Origin of the sequence: Tamlana flava, from assembly GCF_041287255.1 — a bacterium.
Lineage (GTDB): Bacteria > Bacteroidota > Bacteroidia > Flavobacteriales > Flavobacteriaceae > Tamlana > Tamlana flava.
Window position 1 is genome coordinate 898,345 of record NZ_JBGGTX010000001.1, and the last position, 19,662, is coordinate 918,006.

General features: G+C 35.6%; 21 protein-coding genes. 14 read left to right on the forward strand and 7 right to left on the reverse strand.

From position 1 onward, the window contains the following. Positions 1 to 96: 96 nt before the first annotated feature. Positions 97 to 828, forward strand: a complete 732-nt coding sequence (gene porT, locus ACB104_RS03940) for a type IX secretion/gliding motility protein PorT/SprT (protein WP_370476974.1) — start codon at positions 97 to 99, stop codon at positions 826 to 828. A gap of 57 nt (positions 829 to 885) precedes the next feature. On the opposite strand, the gene ACB104_RS03945 is transcribed toward porT, so the two are convergent. Then, positions 886 to 1,605 carry a TrmH family RNA methyltransferase gene (locus tag ACB104_RS03945; RefSeq protein ID WP_370476975.1) on the reverse strand — a complete coding sequence of 240 codons (720 nt, stop codon included), beginning with the start codon at positions 1,603 to 1,605 and terminating at the stop codon, positions 886 to 888. Positions 1,606 to 1,745: 140 nt separating this feature from the next. On the opposite strand from ACB104_RS03945, the gene tamL reads away from it, so the two are divergent. The 3 genes from tamL (at position 1,746) to accD (ending at position 6,584) form a co-directional block, all read left to right on the forward strand. After that, a complete protein-coding gene (gene tamL / locus ACB104_RS03950) occupies positions 1,746 to 4,292 on the forward strand; it encodes a translocation and assembly module lipoprotein TamL (protein ID WP_370476976.1) in 2,547 nt (848 codons plus the stop codon). A gap of 147 nt (positions 4,293 to 4,439) precedes the next feature. Next, positions 4,440 to 5,507 carry a class II fructose-bisphosphate aldolase gene (fbaA, locus tag ACB104_RS03955; RefSeq protein ID WP_370476977.1) on the forward strand — a complete coding sequence of 356 codons (1,068 nt, stop codon included), beginning with the start codon at positions 4,440 to 4,442 and terminating at the stop codon, positions 5,505 to 5,507. A 219-nt stretch (positions 5,508 to 5,726) separates the two neighbouring features. After that, positions 5,727 to 6,584 carry an acetyl-CoA carboxylase, carboxyltransferase subunit beta gene (gene accD, locus ACB104_RS03960; RefSeq protein ID WP_370476978.1) on the forward strand — a complete coding sequence of 286 codons (858 nt, stop codon included), beginning with the start codon at positions 5,727 to 5,729 and terminating at the stop codon, positions 6,582 to 6,584. A gap of 49 nt (positions 6,585 to 6,633) precedes the next feature. Here the strand turns inward: accD and ACB104_RS03965 are convergent, their stop codons facing one another. Both ACB104_RS03965 and ACB104_RS03970 read right to left on the reverse strand, forming a co-directional pair. Further along, a complete protein-coding gene (locus ACB104_RS03965) occupies positions 6,634 to 6,981 on the reverse strand; it encodes an ATP-binding protein (RefSeq protein WP_370476979.1) in 348 nt (115 codons plus the stop codon). Beyond that, positions 6,972 to 7,136 (reverse strand): PAS domain-containing protein, encoded by a 165-nt coding sequence (locus ACB104_RS03970; RefSeq protein ID WP_370477097.1) that lies wholly within the window; start codon positions 7,134 to 7,136, stop codon positions 6,972 to 6,974. The genes ACB104_RS03965 and ACB104_RS03970 overlap by 10 nt, the downstream gene beginning before the upstream one ends. Before the next feature lie 220 nt (positions 7,137 to 7,356). On the opposite strand from ACB104_RS03970, the gene rpsO reads away from it, so the two are divergent. From rpsO to ACB104_RS04005, 7 genes are all read left to right on the forward strand, one after another. Continuing rightward, complete coding sequence (gene rpsO / locus ACB104_RS03975; protein WP_370476980.1) at positions 7,357 to 7,626, forward strand: 30S ribosomal protein S15; 270 nt, start codon at positions 7,357 to 7,359, stop codon at positions 7,624 to 7,626. 184 nt (positions 7,627 to 7,810) lie between these two features. Then, entirely contained in the window at positions 7,811 to 10,066 is a 2,256-nt protein-coding gene (locus ACB104_RS03980) for a polyribonucleotide nucleotidyltransferase (RefSeq protein ID WP_370476981.1), read from the forward strand. A 326-nt stretch (positions 10,067 to 10,392) separates the two neighbouring features. After that, the gene (locus tag ACB104_RS03985) at positions 10,393 to 10,797 is read left to right on the forward strand and encodes an ester cyclase (protein WP_370476982.1); all 405 of its coding nucleotides are present in this window, start codon (positions 10,393 to 10,395) and stop codon (positions 10,795 to 10,797) included. Between the two features lie 12 nt (positions 10,798 to 10,809). Continuing rightward, positions 10,810 to 11,265 (forward strand): hypothetical protein, encoded by a 456-nt coding sequence (locus tag ACB104_RS03990; RefSeq protein WP_370476983.1) that lies wholly within the window; start codon positions 10,810 to 10,812, stop codon positions 11,263 to 11,265. A gap of 45 nt (positions 11,266 to 11,310) precedes the next feature. Continuing rightward, entirely contained in the window at positions 11,311 to 12,519 is a 1,209-nt protein-coding gene (locus ACB104_RS03995) for a DUF418 domain-containing protein (RefSeq protein ID WP_370476984.1), read from the forward strand. Between the two features lie 31 nt (positions 12,520 to 12,550). Then, complete coding sequence (locus ACB104_RS04000) at positions 12,551 to 13,312, forward strand: DUF6090 family protein (RefSeq protein ID WP_370476985.1); 762 nt, start codon at positions 12,551 to 12,553, stop codon at positions 13,310 to 13,312. Positions 13,313 to 13,377: 65 nt separating this feature from the next. After that, complete coding sequence (locus tag ACB104_RS04005; RefSeq protein WP_370476986.1) at positions 13,378 to 14,061, forward strand: DUF4386 domain-containing protein; 684 nt, start codon at positions 13,378 to 13,380, stop codon at positions 14,059 to 14,061. Positions 14,062 to 14,114: 53 nt separating this feature from the next. Here ACB104_RS04005 and ACB104_RS04010 read toward each other — a convergent pair whose 3' ends face one another. After that, entirely contained in the window at positions 14,115 to 14,477 is a 363-nt protein-coding gene (locus ACB104_RS04010) for a hypothetical protein (protein WP_370476987.1), read from the reverse strand. Positions 14,478 to 14,531: 54 nt separating this feature from the next. Beyond that, positions 14,532 to 14,915 carry a hypothetical protein gene (locus ACB104_RS04015; protein WP_370476988.1) on the reverse strand — a complete coding sequence of 128 codons (384 nt, stop codon included), beginning with the start codon at positions 14,913 to 14,915 and terminating at the stop codon, positions 14,532 to 14,534. A 371-nt stretch (positions 14,916 to 15,286) separates the two neighbouring features. On the opposite strand from ACB104_RS04015, the gene proC reads away from it, so the two are divergent. The 3 genes from proC to ACB104_RS04030 are packed head-to-tail and all read left to right on the forward strand — an operon-like array spanning position 15,287 to position 18,083. Then, positions 15,287 to 16,093 (forward strand): pyrroline-5-carboxylate reductase, encoded by an 807-nt coding sequence (gene proC / locus ACB104_RS04020; protein WP_370476989.1) that lies wholly within the window; start codon positions 15,287 to 15,289, stop codon positions 16,091 to 16,093. Position 16,094: 1 nt separating this feature from the next. After that, positions 16,095 to 16,871: a glutamate 5-kinase gene (gene proB / locus ACB104_RS04025; RefSeq protein WP_370476990.1), complete on the forward strand. Its 777-nt coding sequence runs from the start codon at positions 16,095 to 16,097 to the stop codon at positions 16,869 to 16,871. Between the two features lie 12 nt (positions 16,872 to 16,883). Further along, positions 16,884 to 18,083: a glutamate-5-semialdehyde dehydrogenase gene (locus ACB104_RS04030; protein WP_370476991.1), complete on the forward strand. Its 1,200-nt coding sequence runs from the start codon at positions 16,884 to 16,886 to the stop codon at positions 18,081 to 18,083. Between the two features lie 191 nt (positions 18,084 to 18,274). Here ACB104_RS04030 and ACB104_RS04035 read toward each other — a convergent pair whose 3' ends face one another. Together ACB104_RS04035 and ACB104_RS04040 are read right to left on the reverse strand one after the other, a co-directional pair. Beyond that, positions 18,275 to 19,063 carry a hypothetical protein gene (locus ACB104_RS04035; RefSeq protein WP_370476992.1) on the reverse strand — a complete coding sequence of 263 codons (789 nt, stop codon included), beginning with the start codon at positions 19,061 to 19,063 and terminating at the stop codon, positions 18,275 to 18,277. A gap of 226 nt (positions 19,064 to 19,289) precedes the next feature. Further along, the gene (locus ACB104_RS04040; RefSeq protein ID WP_370476993.1) at positions 19,290 to 19,655 is read right to left on the reverse strand and encodes a hypothetical protein; all 366 of its coding nucleotides are present in this window, start codon (positions 19,653 to 19,655) and stop codon (positions 19,290 to 19,292) included. Positions 19,656 to 19,662 lie beyond the last annotated feature (7 nt).

Sequence of the window (19,662 nt, forward strand, 5' to 3'; positions counted from 1 at the left end):
AATTATATGAAATGAGCCATAACAATTTGATCATACACATCGAAAAGTTTAACGGCGAATTGCATCTGACCCATAAAAAACAATAAAAGCAACCAGATGAAATACTTTTTTGCATTAGTCTCATTTTTATTCATCATTGAAACCTCAAGTGCACAGCTTTTTAAAAGAGAAAAAGTGACCTATGATGCCAATCAAGGGCGAGGATCAACAGACAATAATTTACTGCGTTGGGGTTACTTTTTGGGAATAAGCAATTACGATTTCAATTTTGATTACAATGAAGATTTACGCGATATTTATATAAAACGAAGCCCTGGTTTTAATGTTGGCCTCATCGGAAATCTACGTGTAAACAACTTTATTGATTTGCGCTTAGAACCTGGATTGTTAATCACTACCCGTGAACTTTATTATAGTCAAGAATATTTTAATGGCGTGCCCGATGTAAAAACTTCCGATTTGTACCGAGAGGTAAAATCCACTTATATACACATTCCACTATTGGTAAAGGTTTCTACCAAACGCATCAATAATTTTAAACCGTTTATTGTTGGTGGTTTTTCAACGGCTTTGAACCTTTCGAGCAACGAAAAGAACCCTGAAGACAACAGTGCTGGGCAATTTAGGATGACCAAAAATTCTATTTTTTACGAACTTGGTTTTGGCATTGATTTTTACTTGTATAACTTCAAATTTACGCCATCAGTACGAGGTCTCTTTGGAATTAATGACGAACTGGTTAGGGACGAAGACCCCAATAGCCCATGGACTAGCAATATCACAAGCATGAAAACACGAGGAGTGTTTCTAAACTTTACGTTTCAATAAATTGTTTGGTGTTGAGTTGGACCGTTTAAACATTTAAACAACAAACATCTTAACAACTCAACCCCTTCTAAATTCACTCAACAAAATTGCAGTTGCCATGGCAACGTTTAAGCTTTCGGTTTCTTGCAAATTACCAAACTGAGGAATAGATATTTTTTCGGTTATAATTTCTTCTATCTCTTTTGAAATGCCATTGGCCTCATTTCCCATAACCAAAACAGCGTTTTGGGGCAATTGTTTTGGGTAAACATTTTCGCCTTCCATAAAGGCCCCAAAAACAGTTGATTTACTGGTCTTTAAAAATGGTTTTAAATCTACATAACTTATATTCACTCGTGTTATGGAACCCATTGTAGCTTGGATCACTTTTGGGTTATAGCAATCTACTGTTTCGCTACTGCAAACCAAATCCTTTACCCCAAACCAATCGCACAGCCGAATAATTGTACCCAGATTCCCAGGATCTCTAACCGCATCCAAAACAACAACAAGTCCATTATCATCAACGGGTTTAGGAACCGGTATTTTAAAAATGGCCAACGCCTTATTTGGTGTTTTCAAAAAACTAATCCGTTTTAAATCCATTTCAGAAATAAGAACTTCATCTTTGGCATCAATATTGAAAGCTTTTGTCGTATATAAAGCGTGTAGTTCGAGGTTCGATTGTAAAAGTTCTTTTATGGTTTTTACACCCTCGGCCACAAAAAGACCGTGTTGTTGCCTATATTTTTTTTGGTTTAAACTAGTTATTAATTTTATTTGGTTTTTTGAAAGCATGCTTCAATGATAATTTTTTATAAAGAAAAGAAAATATTGCCAACATAATGAACTCATTTAAACTATTTATTTCAGCTTAAATAATGTATTTTTGAGCCTTATATGAACATAAAACTACTTCAATTATAGCATCATCCCATTTGAAACCTCAACTCTTAAAAATATTAGTTTTAATCATTGTTTCAAGAAGTCTTTTTTCTTGTGATGCCACAAAAAGAATTGCGGAAGATGAATACCTCCTCACAAAAAATTCCGTCATTATTAATGACAAAAAAGACAATAGCGTTGCCATTAATAGCTTGTTGCACCAAAAGCCCAACCGAAAAATAACTGGCATTCCATTACGGTTACACATATATAATCTGGCTCGCCCCAATATTGACTCCATTTTAGAAGAAAAAATATATAATAACCCAAAAAAGCTTGCCCGAAAAACTAAAAAGCTTTCCAAAAAACAGGTTGACAGAGAGGTTGAAGCGCGAATAAATTTTAACAAATGGTTAAAAAGAACTGGTGAGCCACCTACAATTGTTGATGAAAGCATAACAAAGAAATCAGCAAAACGGCTTCAAGATTATTATATAAACAATGGCTGGTTTAATGTTGAAACCACTTATGATATTGACAAAAACGAAAACCAGCGTGCCGAAATTGAATATAATTTGGAAACGGGGCGTCCATTTATGTTGGATTCCATAAGTGCCACAATAAAATCACCCGTGGTTGAATCGTTGTACAAAAAAATTAAAAATGATGCCGTAATAAAAAAAGGGGAACAATACAGAACATCAAATTTTGACCAGGAACGCGAGCGCATTTCAAGTGAATTGCGTAATGCTGGTGTATATCATTTTAACCAGGATTATGTGGGTTTTGAAATCGACACCATTGGCACCAACGGAAATGTAAACGTTGATGTGAAAATCCAAAACAGGGCGATTAGGACTCCCGATTCAGTGCGGCGGGTGCCCTTTCAGATTTATAAAATTAGGGATGTAAATATCATTACAGATTACACCTTTGAAAACCGTGGCAAACCTTTTCAAGATTCCATTCGCTATAACAGTTACAAACTTTACAGTTATAACAAAATGCGGTACCAGCCTAAAGCGCTAACAGATGCTGTATTCATAACGCCTGGTGAAGTTTTTAAGGATATTGACAGAACACGTACCTACAGGCATTTAAACGAATTGCGCACTTTTAAATATCCGAACATAGAGCAAATTGAGAATAACGACTATACGCTAACGGATACGATAAGGCTAACACCGTTAAAAAAATTCAGCTTAGGTTTTAGCACAGATGTTTCTACAAGCAACATTCAAACAGTTGGTTTATCGTTGAACCCCAGCTTACTCATTAGAAATATTTTTAGGGGTGCTGAAACCCTTCAGATATCGGCTGTAGGGTCCATTGGTTCATCAAAAGAAGCCAAGGAAGGTGAACCTTTCTTCGACATTAATGAGTATGGCTTGGATGTTAAATTGACCATACCAAGATTGTTTTCACCTTTTTATACCGAAAATATTATTCCAAAATACATGTTGCCTAGTACAAGAATCAGCCTGGCAGCTACAAGCCAAACCAATATTGGACTGGACAAACAAACCTTTAGTGGCGCTTTTAATTATAATTGGTTTCCCAATGAAAAAGTGACCAATAAACTGGATGTATTTAATGTGCAATATGTAAAAAATCTTAACATTGATAATTATTTCAATGTGTACAGCACTTCATTTGGCAACTTACAGGATATTGCGCTAAATAGCTATAATACACCATCTGAATTTATTTTAGCAGACGCCAACGGAAATTCTATTTTGGATAAATCAAGATCTGATGAATTTATAAATTTAGTCTTAGATGACAGTAACTACGCAAGTAGCAACCCAAATGAATATAAAGATGTTAACGGCATAAAAGAACGAAAAGACAGATTGACGGAGAACAACTTAATCATTTCTTCCAGTTTTAGTCTGATTTATGATGAACGTACCAATTTATTTGATGAAGATTTTTCCATATTCCGTTCTAAATTGGAGTTAGCGGGGAATTTATTCGCTACGGCATCAAGCTTGTTGGGTTTTCAAAAAAATAGTAATGACCGTTTTGAGCTATTTGATGTTGCCTATTCCCAATATGTAAAAACCGAATTTGAGTACACAAAACATTGGGATTTGGGTAAGAAAAACGTGCTCGCCATGAGAAGTTTTTTTGGTATTGCCATCCCTTATGGAAACTCTAACAGTATTCCCTTTGCAAAGAGTTTCTTTGCAGGTGGACCAAACGACAACCGTGCATGGACAGCCTATAGTTTGGGGCCTGGAAGTTCTGATACAACTAACGAGTTTAATGAGGCCAACCTAAAACTTACCTTAAGCGCAGAGCAACGTTTCAATATATTTGAGGACTTAAATGGCGCCATTTTTGTTGACGCAGGAAACATTTGGAATGTGCTGGATAACACAAATACTGAAGGTGCTGTTTTTAATAGCTTCAATTCACTGAAAGATATTGCCATTGGTTCTGGGTTTGGGTTACGATACGACTTCAGTTTCTTCGTTTTCAGATTTGATATTGGCTTTAAAACCTACGACCCGTTTTACGAAGCAAACAATAGATGGTTTAACGATTACAATTTTTCTAATGCCGTTTATAACATTGGTATAAACTATCCTTTCTAACCTAAACGTGTTTAAAGACATCATTCATTCAGCAACTATAACGTTTTAGGCTTTTTATTCAGTTTAAGCCACCAAAACAGCAATAACTTACACAAAAATTGATTATTTTTGCACCTCATTAATTACTAATCAATTAAATAAAAAAATATGGGACACAATATAAAACCAGGTGTAGCTACTGGAGATGAAGTACAAGCGATTTTCAAGCACGCCAAAGCAAACAAATATGCATTACCAGCTGTTAACGTTATTGGTTCAGATACTATTAACGGTGTATTGGAAACTGCAAGAGATTTAAATGCTCCTGTAATCATCCAATTTTCTAATGGTGGCGCTGCTTTTAATGCTGGAAAAGGATTAAGTAATGAAGGACAAAAGGCTTCTATTGCTGGTGCTATTGCAGGTGCAAAACATGTACATACTTTAGCCGAGGCCTATGGTGTTCCAGTTATCTTACATACAGACCACTGTGCAAAAAAATTATTGCCTTGGATTGACGGCATGTTGGACGCCAGTGAAAAACACTTTGCCGAAACTGGTAAATCTTTGTTTAGCTCCCACATGATTGACCTTTCTGAAGAGCCAATTGAAGAGAACATTGAAATCTGCAAACAATATCTTGCACGAATGAGCAAAATGGGCATGACTTTAGAAATTGAACTTGGTATTACAGGTGGTGAAGAAGATGGTGTTGACAATACAGATGTTGATGATTCTAAATTATACACCCAACCAGAAGAGGTTGCCTATGCCTATGAGGAGTTGAGCAAGGTAAGTCCAAGATTTACAATTGCTGCTGCTTTCGGAAACGTGCATGGGGTTTACAAACCAGGTAACGTCAAATTAACTCCAAAGATTTTAAAGAATTCGCAAGAATATATTTCTGAAAAATATGGTGTGGAGCACAATCATATCGATTTTGTATTCCATGGTGGATCTGGTTCTTCAGTTGAAGAAATCCGTGAAGGAATTAGCTATGGTGTAATTAAGATGAATATCGATACCGATTTACAATATGCATTTATGAGCGGTATTAGAGATTATATGAATTCAAAATCTGATTACCTTAAAGGTCAAATTGGAAATCCTGAAGGTGATGATTCTCCAAACAAGAAGTATTACGACCCACGTGTCTGGCTTCGTGAGGGTGAAAAAACCTTTGTAGCGCGTTTGAAAAAAGCGTTTGAAGATTTAAATAACGTAAACACCTTATAATTAAGGTAACCGAATTATTACAATAGGCTTTACAAAGGTGTAAAGCCTTTTTTGTTATACAATTTAAAAACAGTATCTTAGGTGTTAGCCGACAATAATTAGCCAACAAAACTATTTTGTGGTTACCACAAAATTAAAAAAAGGCTTAATTTTGTAGTTGGCTTGTGAGGTCACGTACCTAAAAATTGGGGAAACTGAAAACTAAAATCGTAAATCATTATGTCTTGGTTTAAAAGAAAAACAAAAGGAATTACAACCACAACGGAAGAAAAAAAAGATACCCCAAAAGGGTTATGGTATAAATCTCCTACAGGAAAAATAGTTGATGCCGATGAATTGGAAAAAAACTTCTATGTGAGTCCTGAAGACGGCTACCATGTAAGAATTGGAAGCAAAGAATACTTTGAAATACTTTTTGATGATAATAAATTTAAGGAACTGGATGCTAACTTAGAATCTAAAGATCCTTTAAAATTTGAAGACACAAAAAAATATCCAGATCGATTAAAAGAGGCTCAGAAAAAAACAGAGCTTAAAGATGCCATTAGAACCGCCGTTGGAAAATCAAAAGGGAAAGATTTGGTTGTTGCCTGTATGGATTTTGCCTTTATTGGTGGCTCAATGGGAAGCGTTGTTGGTGAAAAAATTGCTAGAGCAGCAGATTATGCTTTACAGAAAAAAATTCCATTGATGGTTATTTCGAAATCTGGTGGTGCTCGTATGATGGAAGCAGCCTTTTCTTTGATGCAATTGGCAAAAACATCTGTAAAGTTAGCACAATTGGGTGATGCTGGAATTCCTTATATATCTTTATGCACCGACCCAACAACTGGTGGCACTACAGCTTCTTTCGCTATGTTGGGCGACATTAATATTAGTGAACCTGGAGCCTTAATTGGTTTTGCAGGCCCACGTATTGTTCGCGATACCACAGGTAAAGATTTACCGGAAGGATTCCAAACTTCAGAATTCCTGTTGGAACATGGTTTCCTAGATTTTATTACATTGAGAAAAGACTTAAAAAATAAGGTTAACCAGTACTTAGATTTAATACTTAATCAGCCTTTTAGAGCTTAGAGTAAATCAAATATCATTTTAAAACCTGTCCAAAAAAGACAGGTTTTTTTTATGCTCTTTTGAAATATGTTGAAAATTTGGTGCCCACTTCAACTTGGCTTTGTACCTCAACCTTCACTCCCAACGATTCAATATGGTTTTTGGTTATGAAGAGGCCAATGACAATAGCATCTTTGTTAGAGTGTAACGTTTTATACATTTGAAAAAGATTTTTCACATACTTTTCCATGTCAATTCCTTTTCCGTTATCCACTATCTTAAGAACTACATATTCATTTTCTTTATGTGTTGAAAGCTTGATTTCTGGTTTCCTTATATCAGAACCATATTTAATGGCATTTCTTAAAAAGTTTAAAATTATACTATCAAGATATGCCGGAATTCCCTTTACAGCCAAATCTTCCCTAAAACAATATTTTCAATGTTCATGTTAAAAAGCTCATCTCTATTATAGACCAATATGTCGCAAAAAATATCATTCACTTTAATCCAACCGCCATCTAAAGTCAATATGGCTATGCCATCATAGGTGTTACTGAAGATTTTTTCCAGAGAATCGTAGGTATCAGGAAAGCTTTTTTAGGAACAATGATTTCATAAAACAAGGAATTATGAGTTAATAATATTCAATCACTTAAACTATTAAGCTGTATCCTTGGGAAATAGTATTAAAAGTTACACAAAAAAACTTTTAAACCCAAAAAAGTTATTATATTTGCCGCTCGAAAGAAAGGCTTTCGTATACATAAAAATCATTTACAAAAATATTAGCATGTATTTATCAAAAGAAAAAAAAGAAGAAATCTTCTCAAAACACGGTAAAGGCAAGAACGATACTGGTAGTGCAGAAGGACAAATTGCGTTGTTTACGCACAGAATCAATCACTTAACAGAACACTTAAAAAATAATCGAAAAGATTATAACACAGAGCGTTCGTTAGTAAAACTAGTAGGTAAGCGCCGTGCTTTGCTAGATTACTTAACTAAGAAAGATATCTTAAGATATCGTGCCATAGTTAAAGAATTAGGTTTAAGAAAATAAGAAAAAGAGGCTTTTTTAGCCTCTTTTTTGTTTATAAAATACAACTCTGCGTAGAGTATAAACGCGCTTGAAGAAGCTTTTTATAGTTTTTCATTGGTCGAAATACAACAACTACACAACAACACAACGACCATTGTTTAACATGATTTGAGCAAGACTTTGCTTGAATTACAAGAAAAATTTTATGATTCCAAAAACATTTAAAGAGGTCATAGACCTTGGTGACGGTAGAGAAATTTCTATCGAAACCGGAAAATTAGCAAAACAAGCCCATGGTAGCGTTGTTGTGCAATCTGGAAACTGTATGCTACTTTGTACGGTAGTTTCCAATTACAAATCTGCTGATGTAGATTTTTTACCGTTAACAGTAGATTATCGTGAAAAATTTGCTGCAGCAGGACGTTATCCTGGAGGTTTCTTTAAAAGAGAAGCTAGACCAAGTGATGGTGAAGTACTAACCATGCGTTTGGTGGACCGTGTTTTACGTCCGTTATTTCCAAAAGATTACCATAGCGAAACTCAGGTAATGATTCAGTTGATGTCTCATGATGCTGAAGTTATGCCAGATGCCATGGCAGGTTTGGCCGCCTCTGCAGCTATTCAATTATCAGATTTCCCATTTGAATGTCCAATTTCTGAAGTAAGAGTTGGTCGTATTAACGGCGAATTCATTATCAACCCTTCTTTTTCGCAATTAGAAGAAAGCGATATTGACATGGTAATTGGTGCCAGTGCTGATTCTGTGATGATGGTTGAAGGTGAGATGAAGGAGATTTCAGAAGAAGAAATGACCGAGGCTATCAAGTTTGCACATGAAGCCATTAAAGTACAATGTGCTGCCCAAGTTAAATTAGCTGAGGCTTTTGGCAAAAAAGAAACGCGCGAATACGAGCCTGAAACTGAGGATGAAGATTTAGCAAAGAAAATCCATGATATGGCATACGACAAAGTTTATGCCGTGGCCAAAGCAGGTTCTTCAAAACATGAAAGAGGTGCTGCGTTTGCAGAAATTAAGGAAGAAATTGTTGCTTCTTTTTCTGAAGAAGAGCAAGAAGAATTAGGTGATTTAATTTCTAAATATTACAGTAAAGCCGAAAAAGCGGCTGTACGCGATTTAACATTAAACGAAGGTTTGCGTTTAGATGGACGTAAAACTACCGATATCAGACCAATTTGGTGTGAAGTTGATTACTTACCATCTACCCATGGTTCATCAATCTTTACCCGTGGGGAAACCCAAGCCTTAGCAACCGTTACTTTAGGCACAAGTAGAGAAGCCAACCAAATAGATATGCCATCGTTTGAAGGCGAAGAGCGTTTCTATTTACACTATAACTTCCCTCCTTTTTCAACGGGAGAAGCAAGACCTATTCGTGGCACTTCACGTCGTGAGGTTGGGCATGGCAACTTAGCACAACGTGCCTTAAAAGGTATGGTTCCTTTAGACTGCCCGTATACCGTTCGTGTGGTTTCAGAGGTTTTAGAATCTAACGGATCTTCATCTATGGCAACGGTCTGCGCCGGAACAATGGCACTAATGGATGCCGGTGTTCAAATGAAAAAACCCGTTTCTGGTATTGCTATGGGACTGATTACCGATACCGAAACTGGAAAATACGCTGTATTATCGGATATTTTAGGTGATGAGGACCACTTGGGCGATATGGACTTTAAAGTTACAGGTACCGCCGATGGTATTACCGCTTGCCAAATGGACATCAAGGTTAAGGGATTATCTTATGAAATTCTTGTAAAAGCCTTAAAACAAGCACGCGATGGCCGTCTACATATCTTAGGTAAACTAACAGAAACTATTGCTGCGCCTAATGCAGACGTTAAACCGCATGCACCAAAAATGGTTACCACTATAATTCCAAACGAATTTATTGGTGCATTGATTGGTCCTGGCGGAAAAGTGATTCAAGAGTTACAAAAAGAAACCAACACTACTATTGTAATCAATGAAGACCCTGTTACCGAAGAAGGTATTGTTGAAATTTTAGGAACTGACCAAGCAGGTATTGATAAAGTTTTGGCAACTATTGATGCCTTAATGTTCAAGCCAGAAGTGGGCAACGTTTACGAAGTAAAAGTTATTAAAATATTAGATTTCGGAGCAGTTGTAGAATATACACAAGCCCCTGGAAATGAAGTTTTATTACACGTTAGCGAATTAGCTTGGGAACGTACCGAAAATGTAACCGATGTGGTTAACATGGGTGATGTTTTTGAAGTAAAGTATTTTGGTATAGATCCAAAAACACGCAAGGAAAAAGTATCCCGCAAGGCTATTTTGCCAAAACCAGAAGGCTACGTTGCAAGACCACCAAGGGATAATTCTAGGGATAATCGAGGTGGCCGCGATAACCGAGGAAGAGACAACCGTGGGCGCGACAATCGTAATAGAGACAATCGTAACAACGATAGAAAAGAAGATTAATTTTTATAATCTTTAGAACTTATAAAGCCTGTTTCACATTTTGGAACAGGCTTTTTTTTACGTCTTATTAAATGGGAAAAAGATTATCTTTATGGATACACAAGCAAAAACTTTGTTTATACTTTTTATTTATGGGATAACAAAAATAAAAGTTACTATATAACCAGTTGAAAGCCATTTTAAAACGACCTCGCATCATAAACAGGAAAAACCACCAAAATATCAATTAAATAAAAACTCAAATGAAAAAATCTTTCTTCTCAATTTTGCTTCTTACAGCAAGTATTCTTTTTTACAGTTGTGGTTCAAATACACAACAAACTAACTTGGACGCAAATCGTGATGTCGTAAAAAATTATCATGAAGTGTGGAGTAACGGACAGGTGAATGAATTAGACAAAATATTAGCACTAGATTTTGTCTGCCATTTTATAGACGGAATTGAGTGGATAGGAATTGAAGGAGCAAATAGTTCTATTACAAGTCATAGAAAATCCTTTCCCGACTGGAACGAAGAAATAGTTGATATGATAAGCGAAGGCGACAAGGTTGTAACAAGATTTAAATCTACAGGAACTCAACTGGGAGCGTTTAATGGACTTGACCCAACTGGAAAGAAAGTTACCATCTATGAAACTGCTATTTACAGAATTGCAAACGGTAAAATAGCAGAGCAATGGGGGTTTCCTGATGCACTAAGTTTGAACAATCAACTTGAAGTGAAAAACTAAAACTGACCAAATATGAAATCAACATTTAAATTTCTAGCTGCTATGCTTTGCTTTACAGCATTTTCTACTATTTCAGTATTTGGACAAATAACTGAAAAACAAAAACTTTTATACAAAACAGGAAATCCAACAGATTGGCCTAAAGACCAAGATGCTGTAGTTTCTGCACCGAATAACCATAAAATTTTATTGGAAAATGACAAAGTAAGAGTTTTGGAAGTAACTCTTGCACCAAATGAATTAGAACCTGTTCATCATCACCAGTGGCCAAGTGTTCTTTATATCATGGAAGCAGGAGACTTTATTGATCGTGATGCTGAAGGAAATGTGATTATGGATACTCGAAAGATACCTGAACCTCTTGTTTTCCCATTGACCATGTACAAAATGCCCGAAGCACCTCACTCTGTAGAGAATTTAAGCGATACTAAAACAATTAGACTGATTAGAGTTGAAATGAAACAGTAGAGCTTTTAAACTGACAAAAATACGAACGCACAACAAACTAGATTTATGAAAAGAATTGAAGAAATAGATGCAATGAGAGGTTTTGCCTTATTTGGCATCATAATGACGCATATGTTTCAAGGCTATCCGGCAAGCTTCACGCCGCCGAAGTACGTGGGATTTAATATGATTTTTCCAATAGATTCAGTTTCTCAAACTATAATTCAAAATTTATTTGTAGGGAAATTTTATGCGATTTTCTCAATGCTTTTCGGATTAAGTTTCTATTTGATATTAGGCCAAAAGGAAAATTCCAGTGCTTTAAAATTTGCCTGGCGACTGGTCTTACTTTTTGTAATTGGATATTTCCACCATATTCATTATCGGGGAGATTTTTTAACGGTTTATGCTGTATTTGGAATGGCTTTAATTCCATTCAGAAAATTCCCGACAAAAATTATTTTAATCCTTGGTTTGTTCTTTGCATTGAATGTTCCCGGTAATTTAATAAAAGCCATTGCACTAATTCAGCCGCCAGTTCAGGTAAATCAACCAGGCGCGATAAATCCAAATCCGGTAGAAATGGCCATGAATTACTTTCAATTGATCATCGATGGCGAATACCAAAAGCTACTTGTTTCAAATAGTACAATAGGATTTATGAACAAGTATAATTATCTGAAATTTAGTGGCAGACTTTGGGTAATTCCCGGTTTGTTCTTATCAGGCCTTTGGGTTGGACGAAAAAAATGGCACGAGAACATCAACAAAATTCCACTTGTTAAATTAATTCTTGTAACGGCTTTTATTGGTATTCCATTAGTCTTAATTAGTTTCTATTTGTCAGCACCAACAAATTCTGAATTAGCTCGATTTATTGGGTCAATTGCCAAAGATGCATCAAATATTTTTATGCCACTTCTATACATTGGATTAGTACTTCTTCTATATAAATCAAGGATTACGCAGAAATTTATAAAACAGTTAATACCTGTGGGGAAAATGGGGCTTACAACATATGTTTTACAATCTGCTTTCGGAATTTTCATTTTTTACGGTTACGGATTAGGCTTGCTATTGAAATTATCAGGAACAGTAGCATTGGGACTTGGACTACTATTCTTTATAGGACAAATATATTTTAGTAAATGGTGGTTCAGTAAATATAGATTTGGTCCATTAGAATGGCTCTGGAGAAGTGGAACAAATAGGAGTTGGCAATCTATGAAAATTTCAAAACCTGAAATTCAAATGAAACAGATGACTGTTAAATGATAAACAACGAACCGCTAAAACCATGTAACCAATGATAAAATTCTTTAGAAGAATTAGGCTTAATTTACTTTCAGAAGGAAAAACTGGAAAGTATTTAAAATATGCAATTGGAGAGATTATTTTAGTTGTTATTGGTATTCTAATAGCGCTACAAGTAAATAATTGGAACAATAAAAGAATTGACAATAAACTGGAAAAAGAGTATTTATCAAGGCTAATTTCTGAATTGAATTCTGATATCGAATATTTCAAAGATTTACAATCATCATTCAAAGCGAAGCAAGAAAGAATGGATAGGATTTTAGGCATATGGAAATCGCAAAATTTATTCATTGAAGATTCCATTCAATATATTAATGATTTTATTAGTGCAGGAGATATCAGTCCTTGGTATAATGAGCCAACAACATGGACACAGTTGATTCAGACCGGTGATTTGAAGATTATTAAAAACCAAAAAGTTGTTGATAGCTTATTTTCATTCTATAGTAAATTGAAGAAATCGGCTGTTAACTATAATGATTACACTTTTAAATTGGTAAATGAAGCCCGAAAAAATTGGGTTATCCCATTTACTGTTAAAGATTACAAGAACAATATTCCACCTTTCTCAACAAAAGAGGTTCCTGCTCAAGGTGTGTTTAAAAGTATAAGTGATAATCTCCCATTATATTTGCCGTTATACACTTCTATTGGAATAACGTGCAAATTGAACACTTGGGAGGCAGGAGAATTTGCTGAAAATGCAACTGAGCTATCAATACAATTGAAAAGCTATTTGGATTCGATATAATTATACTTATATAACCATATAATTGATCTTGGCAACAAGCTATAAAATAAAAACAAACAAAGCCTATGACTATAAATAACCACCATAGCGAGTTAATAAAAACTGCAAGAATTACAGGAATTTGGTACCTAATTATGGGTATCTCAGGAATATTGGGATTTGTTGTGTTTCACCCACAGATATTTGTTTCTGGCGACCCAGAAAAAACATTAACGAACTTAGTCAATTTAGAATCTACTGCAAGAATACGGCTTCTATTTGAGTTTGCCATTGTTGTATCTCAGGCCCTTACTGCGGTGTGGTTTTATAAATTGTTTAAAAATATTGACGAATGGGCTGCTTGGACACTGGGTATATGGGGCATGATTAATTCTGTAGCGATTATGATTAGCGCAATTGCAATGGCCTCTGCAATTGGTATTGCAAACGCTTCCATGCCAATGGAAAACCAGATTTTATTGATACAAATGTTTCAAAATATAATTGCCAACGCCTGGGGTGTTGGTGGTCTTTTCTTTGGGCTTTGGCTTTTTCCTATGGGCTACATCGTCATAAAATCCAAAAGGATGCCGATTTGGTTGGGCAGAGTGATTATTCTGGGTGGTATTGGGTACCTTATTAGCACTATAGTTAGTTACACCGGGATTAATTTACCCTATAAAAGATTATTAATTCTTCCTGCAACCATTGGAGAGTTCTGGATGATAGGATATTTATTGATTTTTGGCATAAGACCAAAGAATGAATAACTCCGAATGGAACTATACCCTCAAACTTTTATGTTAAACTAAAAATATGCTGCTTAAAACTGAAAACTACCATCGGATTTCCATCCAGGTTCATCACCAAACATATTAGCGAATCCAATTGTAAGCGCTACGGGCAAAGCAATGACTAAAAGATTGGACAATGTTTTATTCTTTTCTTGAACACTAATTATATTCTCTTCTTTTAAAGGTATTCTGATTGTTTCACCTCGGCTCCAAATCAGTCCATAATAATCTCCATTTTCAACGCCAATTCTTTTAAATTTTAAAGCCCCGCTGGTTTTTGTTATTACTTTTACTTTATATTCATTTTTAACCGCTTGATCCAAAGTTATGGGCGTAGATCTATAAATCGTACAACTTTGGAAAAGTATGAGCAACATCATGATTTGTGCCATGACTTTTTTATGTTTATTGAGTGCTTTCATGATTCTACCTAAAAATTCGTTTAACTACCAACCAACACTAATGCTGTTTCTAACACTTTCCCTAATACCCAAAACAATACCAATCACCACAAAAGGTGCTATTATTGATAATTGAGTAGACATCCTTTTGTTTTGAAGCATTACATCACTTATATCTTCCTCGTCAAGGGCAACCAAGCTACTTTTCCCTTTTATCATTTTTCTTCCATAATATGTTCCATCCAATAGTTCCACTTTTTCATATTTTATGGTTTTACCTTCTGCAGTTCTTACTTTCACCCTATTTTGTTCGGTAACAGCCTGTTCTAAAGTATAGTTCCCTTTTTTGTATGCAACACAACTTTGTAACAATACAAGAATACCAAAAGCCATGGCTATGAGCCTAAAATGTTTTCGTAACCTTTTCATTTTTAAATTTTTGAAGCAATAAAACACATTGTTGATTTTGTGCCTTCATGACTTAGTGCATCTATTAAATTTAATCTGATAAAAATTTTTGCGCAATGATCGATATCAGTGTGAAGAAATTTTGAAGGGCTGAATTGGACTCTTTTCTTACAAAACCAACAAATTGTCACCGACATCCTGTCATATTTCCACATTCTTTCATTTTTCAGAATTAATGTTTCCCTAACGATTATGTTGATATCATTCAAATCTTCTAACGATTGGCAAAAAAGCTTCAAGATATCTTAATTCTCAAAATCAAAATTTCATTTTGGCACTGTTGCACAATCCTTGCGGCATTATACCCGTAAAAAATATTGAAACAATAAAAAATGAAAGTACTAGTAATTGGAGCAGGAAACATGGGTTTAACTTACGCCGAGGGCATGGCAAACTCATCATTGTTGAGCAAACACAAGCTCAGAATTTATGATACTGATCCAAAAAAAATTGAAACATTACGCAAAGACGACCGATTTGATGTTTACGACAATTTAGACGATTGCCTCCCTAAGGCAGATATTGTATTTGTTGCCGTAAAGCCATATCACAGCGATAGCTTATTTGAACAAATGAAACCCATGCTCAGTCAAGGGCAACTTATAGTTTCCCTAATGGCCGGGGTTACCATAAATACCATACAGCAAAAACTAAACGCCAAAAAAGTAATTAGAACCATGCCCAACCTACCCGCACAAGTTGGCAAGGGAGTTACGTCGTATACGGAATCTAAAGATGTTTCAAAAGTTGAATTGATTATGGTCAGGAACTTACTGGACACCACAGGAACTTCCATTCATGTTGATACTGAAACGTTTATTGATGCTTCAACTGGAATTTCGGGAAGTGGCCCTGCCTATGTCTTTTACTTTATGCAGTCTATGCTGGAAGCCGCCCAAAACATGGGGTTTTCAGAATACGACTCAAAAATATTGGTAAGCAACACCTTCGAAGGTGCCATAGAACTATTTAACAAAAATAACATGTCGCCCGAAACTTGGATCAGCCGCGTGGCCTCAAAAGGGGGAACCACGCAAGCTGCAATCGATTCTATGGAAGACAACAATGTAAAACAACTGATTCAAGAAGGAGCTTACGCTGCATTTGACAGAGCTGTTGAACTAGGCAAAAACAAATAAAATGGCACAAGATATTGAAAGAGTAGTTGTAAAAGTGGGCACCAATGTACTGACCAATAAAGACAACCGGATTTTAGGCCCTATTTTAAGGGAATTAGTCAGACAAATTTCTGTGCTTTATGAACGAGACATTATGGTGGTTTTGGTATCATCGGGTTCTGCCATTGCCGGAAGGGAAATTTTAGGGCATACCAGCATTACCGATAAATCTATACGACGCCAAGTTTATTCATCGGTAGGGCAACCCAGATTGATGCGTTATTACTATAATATTTTTCACGATTATGGTATGCAATGCGCACAGGTTTTGGCTACCAAAAGAGATTTCGACCCCGGTAAGCACCGTGAAAATATGATTAATTGTTACGAAGGTTTATTGTCTGAAGGGGTAATCCCCATTGCCAATGAAGATGATGCGGTATCGTTGACCATGTCTATGTTTTCAGATAATGACGAGTTGGCCAGTTTGGTTGCGGAGTTAATAGATGCCGATAGACTGATTATATTATCCGATACCGACGGCCTTTATACCGGGCATCCCGATGATGAAGGTTCCAAAAAACTAAATGAAGTTAAAGTAAACCAAAATGTTGAAAAATATGTAAAAGCCTCGAATAAAAAGGAAGGCGAAGGACGAGGCGGCATGGCTTCAAAAATTAAAATCGCAAAGGGTACAGCCAAAAAAAATATCCCAACATATATCGCCAATGGAAAGCGAGAAAATGTGATTGTCGATATTATTGACAACAAAGAAATTGGAACAAAATTTATTCACTAAAAAAACAAAGAAATGAAACTTTTAAGTTCAGAGATAAAAAATAAAGTTCTTGAATCTATGGTGAAAATTATAGATCGCGAACGGCACAACATCATTAAAGCCAACAAAAAAGACCTCGATGCCTTTAACCGCGATGACCAAGCCCTTTTCGATCGGTTGGTTGTAAACGAAGCCAAAGTTGATGGCATGATAAAAGCCATTGAAGAAGTCAGAGTACAGAACGACCCTGTTGGAAACGTTATTTCCGATTTAACTTTGGATAGTGGTTTGAAGATTACGAACAAAACGGCACCATTCGGCACAATTTTGATTATTTATGAATCGAGACCAGACGTGACCGTTGAGGCTGCGGTTTTAGCCTTTAAAGCCAACAACAAAATATTATTGAAAGGTGGTAAGGAAGCCATAAACAGTAATTTAATCTTGGAGCAATGTTGGCATGAAGCTTTAGCGGAAAACGGTCTTTCAAAAGATTGGATAAAACTCTTGCACTTAAAACGCGAGGAAACCCAGGAATTTCTAAGAAACCCGACAGAACCATTGGATTTAATCGTACCTCGTGGTGGTGAGCGTTTAATTAAATTTGTTAAAGACCACGCAAGCTGTGCCGTATTGATAAGTGGGCGTGGAAACAACTTTTTATACGTAGCGCAGGATGCCAATTGGGAGAAAACCTTGAAAGTTATTTTAAATGCTAAAACCGATAAAATTTCCGGTTGTAATGCTTTGGATAAAGTGTTGATCGATAAAAACATTCCGAATTACGAGGCCAAACTCAAAGAACTACAACATGTTTTAAGAAGCGCCAATGTCACTATTCTTGTGGACGAAAAAATTGGAAATATTCTTCCAAGTGAAAATAAAATCCAAGAAGAAGACACCTGGTACGAGGAGTTTTTGGCATTAAAAATTGTTTTGGCCGAGGTGAACACATTGGATGAAGCCATTGAAAAAATTAACACCTATTCGGGTGGGCACTCCGCCGCAATATTAACTGAAGACAAAATCAAGGCTGCAGAATTTATGGAACAAGTGGATAGCGCTGCCGTTTACCACAATGCCTCTACCCGATTTACAGATGGCGGACAAATGGGCGTTGGCGCAGAGTTGGCCATTAGTACTGATAAATTACACCATCGCGGCCCACTAGGTTTAAAACAGTTGGTAACCAATAAATATTATGTGTTTGGTGATGGGCATGTTAGGGTTTAATCCTTTTGAATATTATAGTAACAGAAAGCCACCGATAAAATCCATGGCTTTCTATTGTTTTTATAAATGCTATTCAATTTTAGATGCTCCATACTTCATCTTAAAGCCATCTTGAAACACTAAAAGTTGCAAGGGCCCTTATGGCAACCTGAAACGCAATTATCAAAAAGGGGCTTGATACAAAATCGACTTTAAAGAGTATGAACAAGCAAGGCTGACATACTACTAGCAAGAATAAACTTTAATGAAGAATCTAAATCATCACGAATCCAGACATGCATTCTATTGGCTGGCATCACCTGAATAGCAGCCAGAGACTTTGATCCTTGCCAAAGTTCATATCCTAATATAGGGTTAAGCCAAGACCTTTTTTTACCGTCTTCTCTTATGGTAACTTTCTTAATTTCAATAATAGTATTTGTACTGGTTAAAGCGCCCCGAAATTTTGTAATAGTGTCTCGCTTTATATCTCCATTTTGAGCTTCTGCATAAATGGGATATATTACGGTTAACCTCCACGGAACTGTATCTCTTGAAAATGAAAAATCCGTTTCAAAAACTCCTTCGCCTTTTTTAACCTCGGTGTCTGACCAATTTAAGAGCGTTCGCGAAAACCAATTCCCGTCATCTGTTTCGATATTTTCTGTTATACGGATATTTGCGATACAAGTATCGCCTATTTTATTCGCAAAAACAAAGGACTGCTTAGAAGAAGATTTTATAGATGTATGATCACCAAAAAAAGGTGATTTAGAGCGAACTTTTACCCAGCCCTGTTTTCCCGAAATTATTTTAAATGGCCCAAACTTATATCTTCCAATAGCTCTGATTCCTTTTCGTTTTACGGTGAAGGATTGACTGTTTGCTTTAAGTTGCTCATCAATTTTTATCTTTTTTTGGGCAGATATGGGATGAGTGAAAGCCAATTGAAGGCAAACACTTAATAGGATTGTATAAAAAATTTGTTCAATTGTTTTCATGTTTATATCAACTAATGTTAATTTTAAATATTTCAGCACTAATCAGTTATGAATACATTTTCTCAAAATTTGGGTATAAAAATTCATTAATAGTTCCATTGTAACAAGAATCCTATAGAATAAATATTTACAGCCGAATTAAAATTAGATTGAAGTCTAATTCCAGTAGAAAATTTTTCACCAATTTTAAATCTAAGTTTAGTTATTATATTTAGTCCAACTGCGTTTATATCACCATATTATAAAACAAAATACCTACCCCAGTATGTGCATCTATAAAGAACCAATTATTTAATTTAAATTCCCTCCCATATAAGACATTTAACTGTTGAAAATTATCAGCATTTCCCCAAAGCACAAATTCTTCTCCTATAGAAGCAGAAAGTGTGAAAATATTTTTTTTAGAATTCCAACTAAGCTCTGAACTAAGGCTAAAACCACCTGTATAAAAATCATCCATAAAAAATATTTCTGGCGCAAATGAAAAAGAGTGAAATGATAAGTTATTTTCTTCATCTATATTTTGCGAATAGGAGGTCATTCCAATTATAAAAATAAGTATTAATATTAATGTCCTTTTTAATGTTTTCATAATCAGC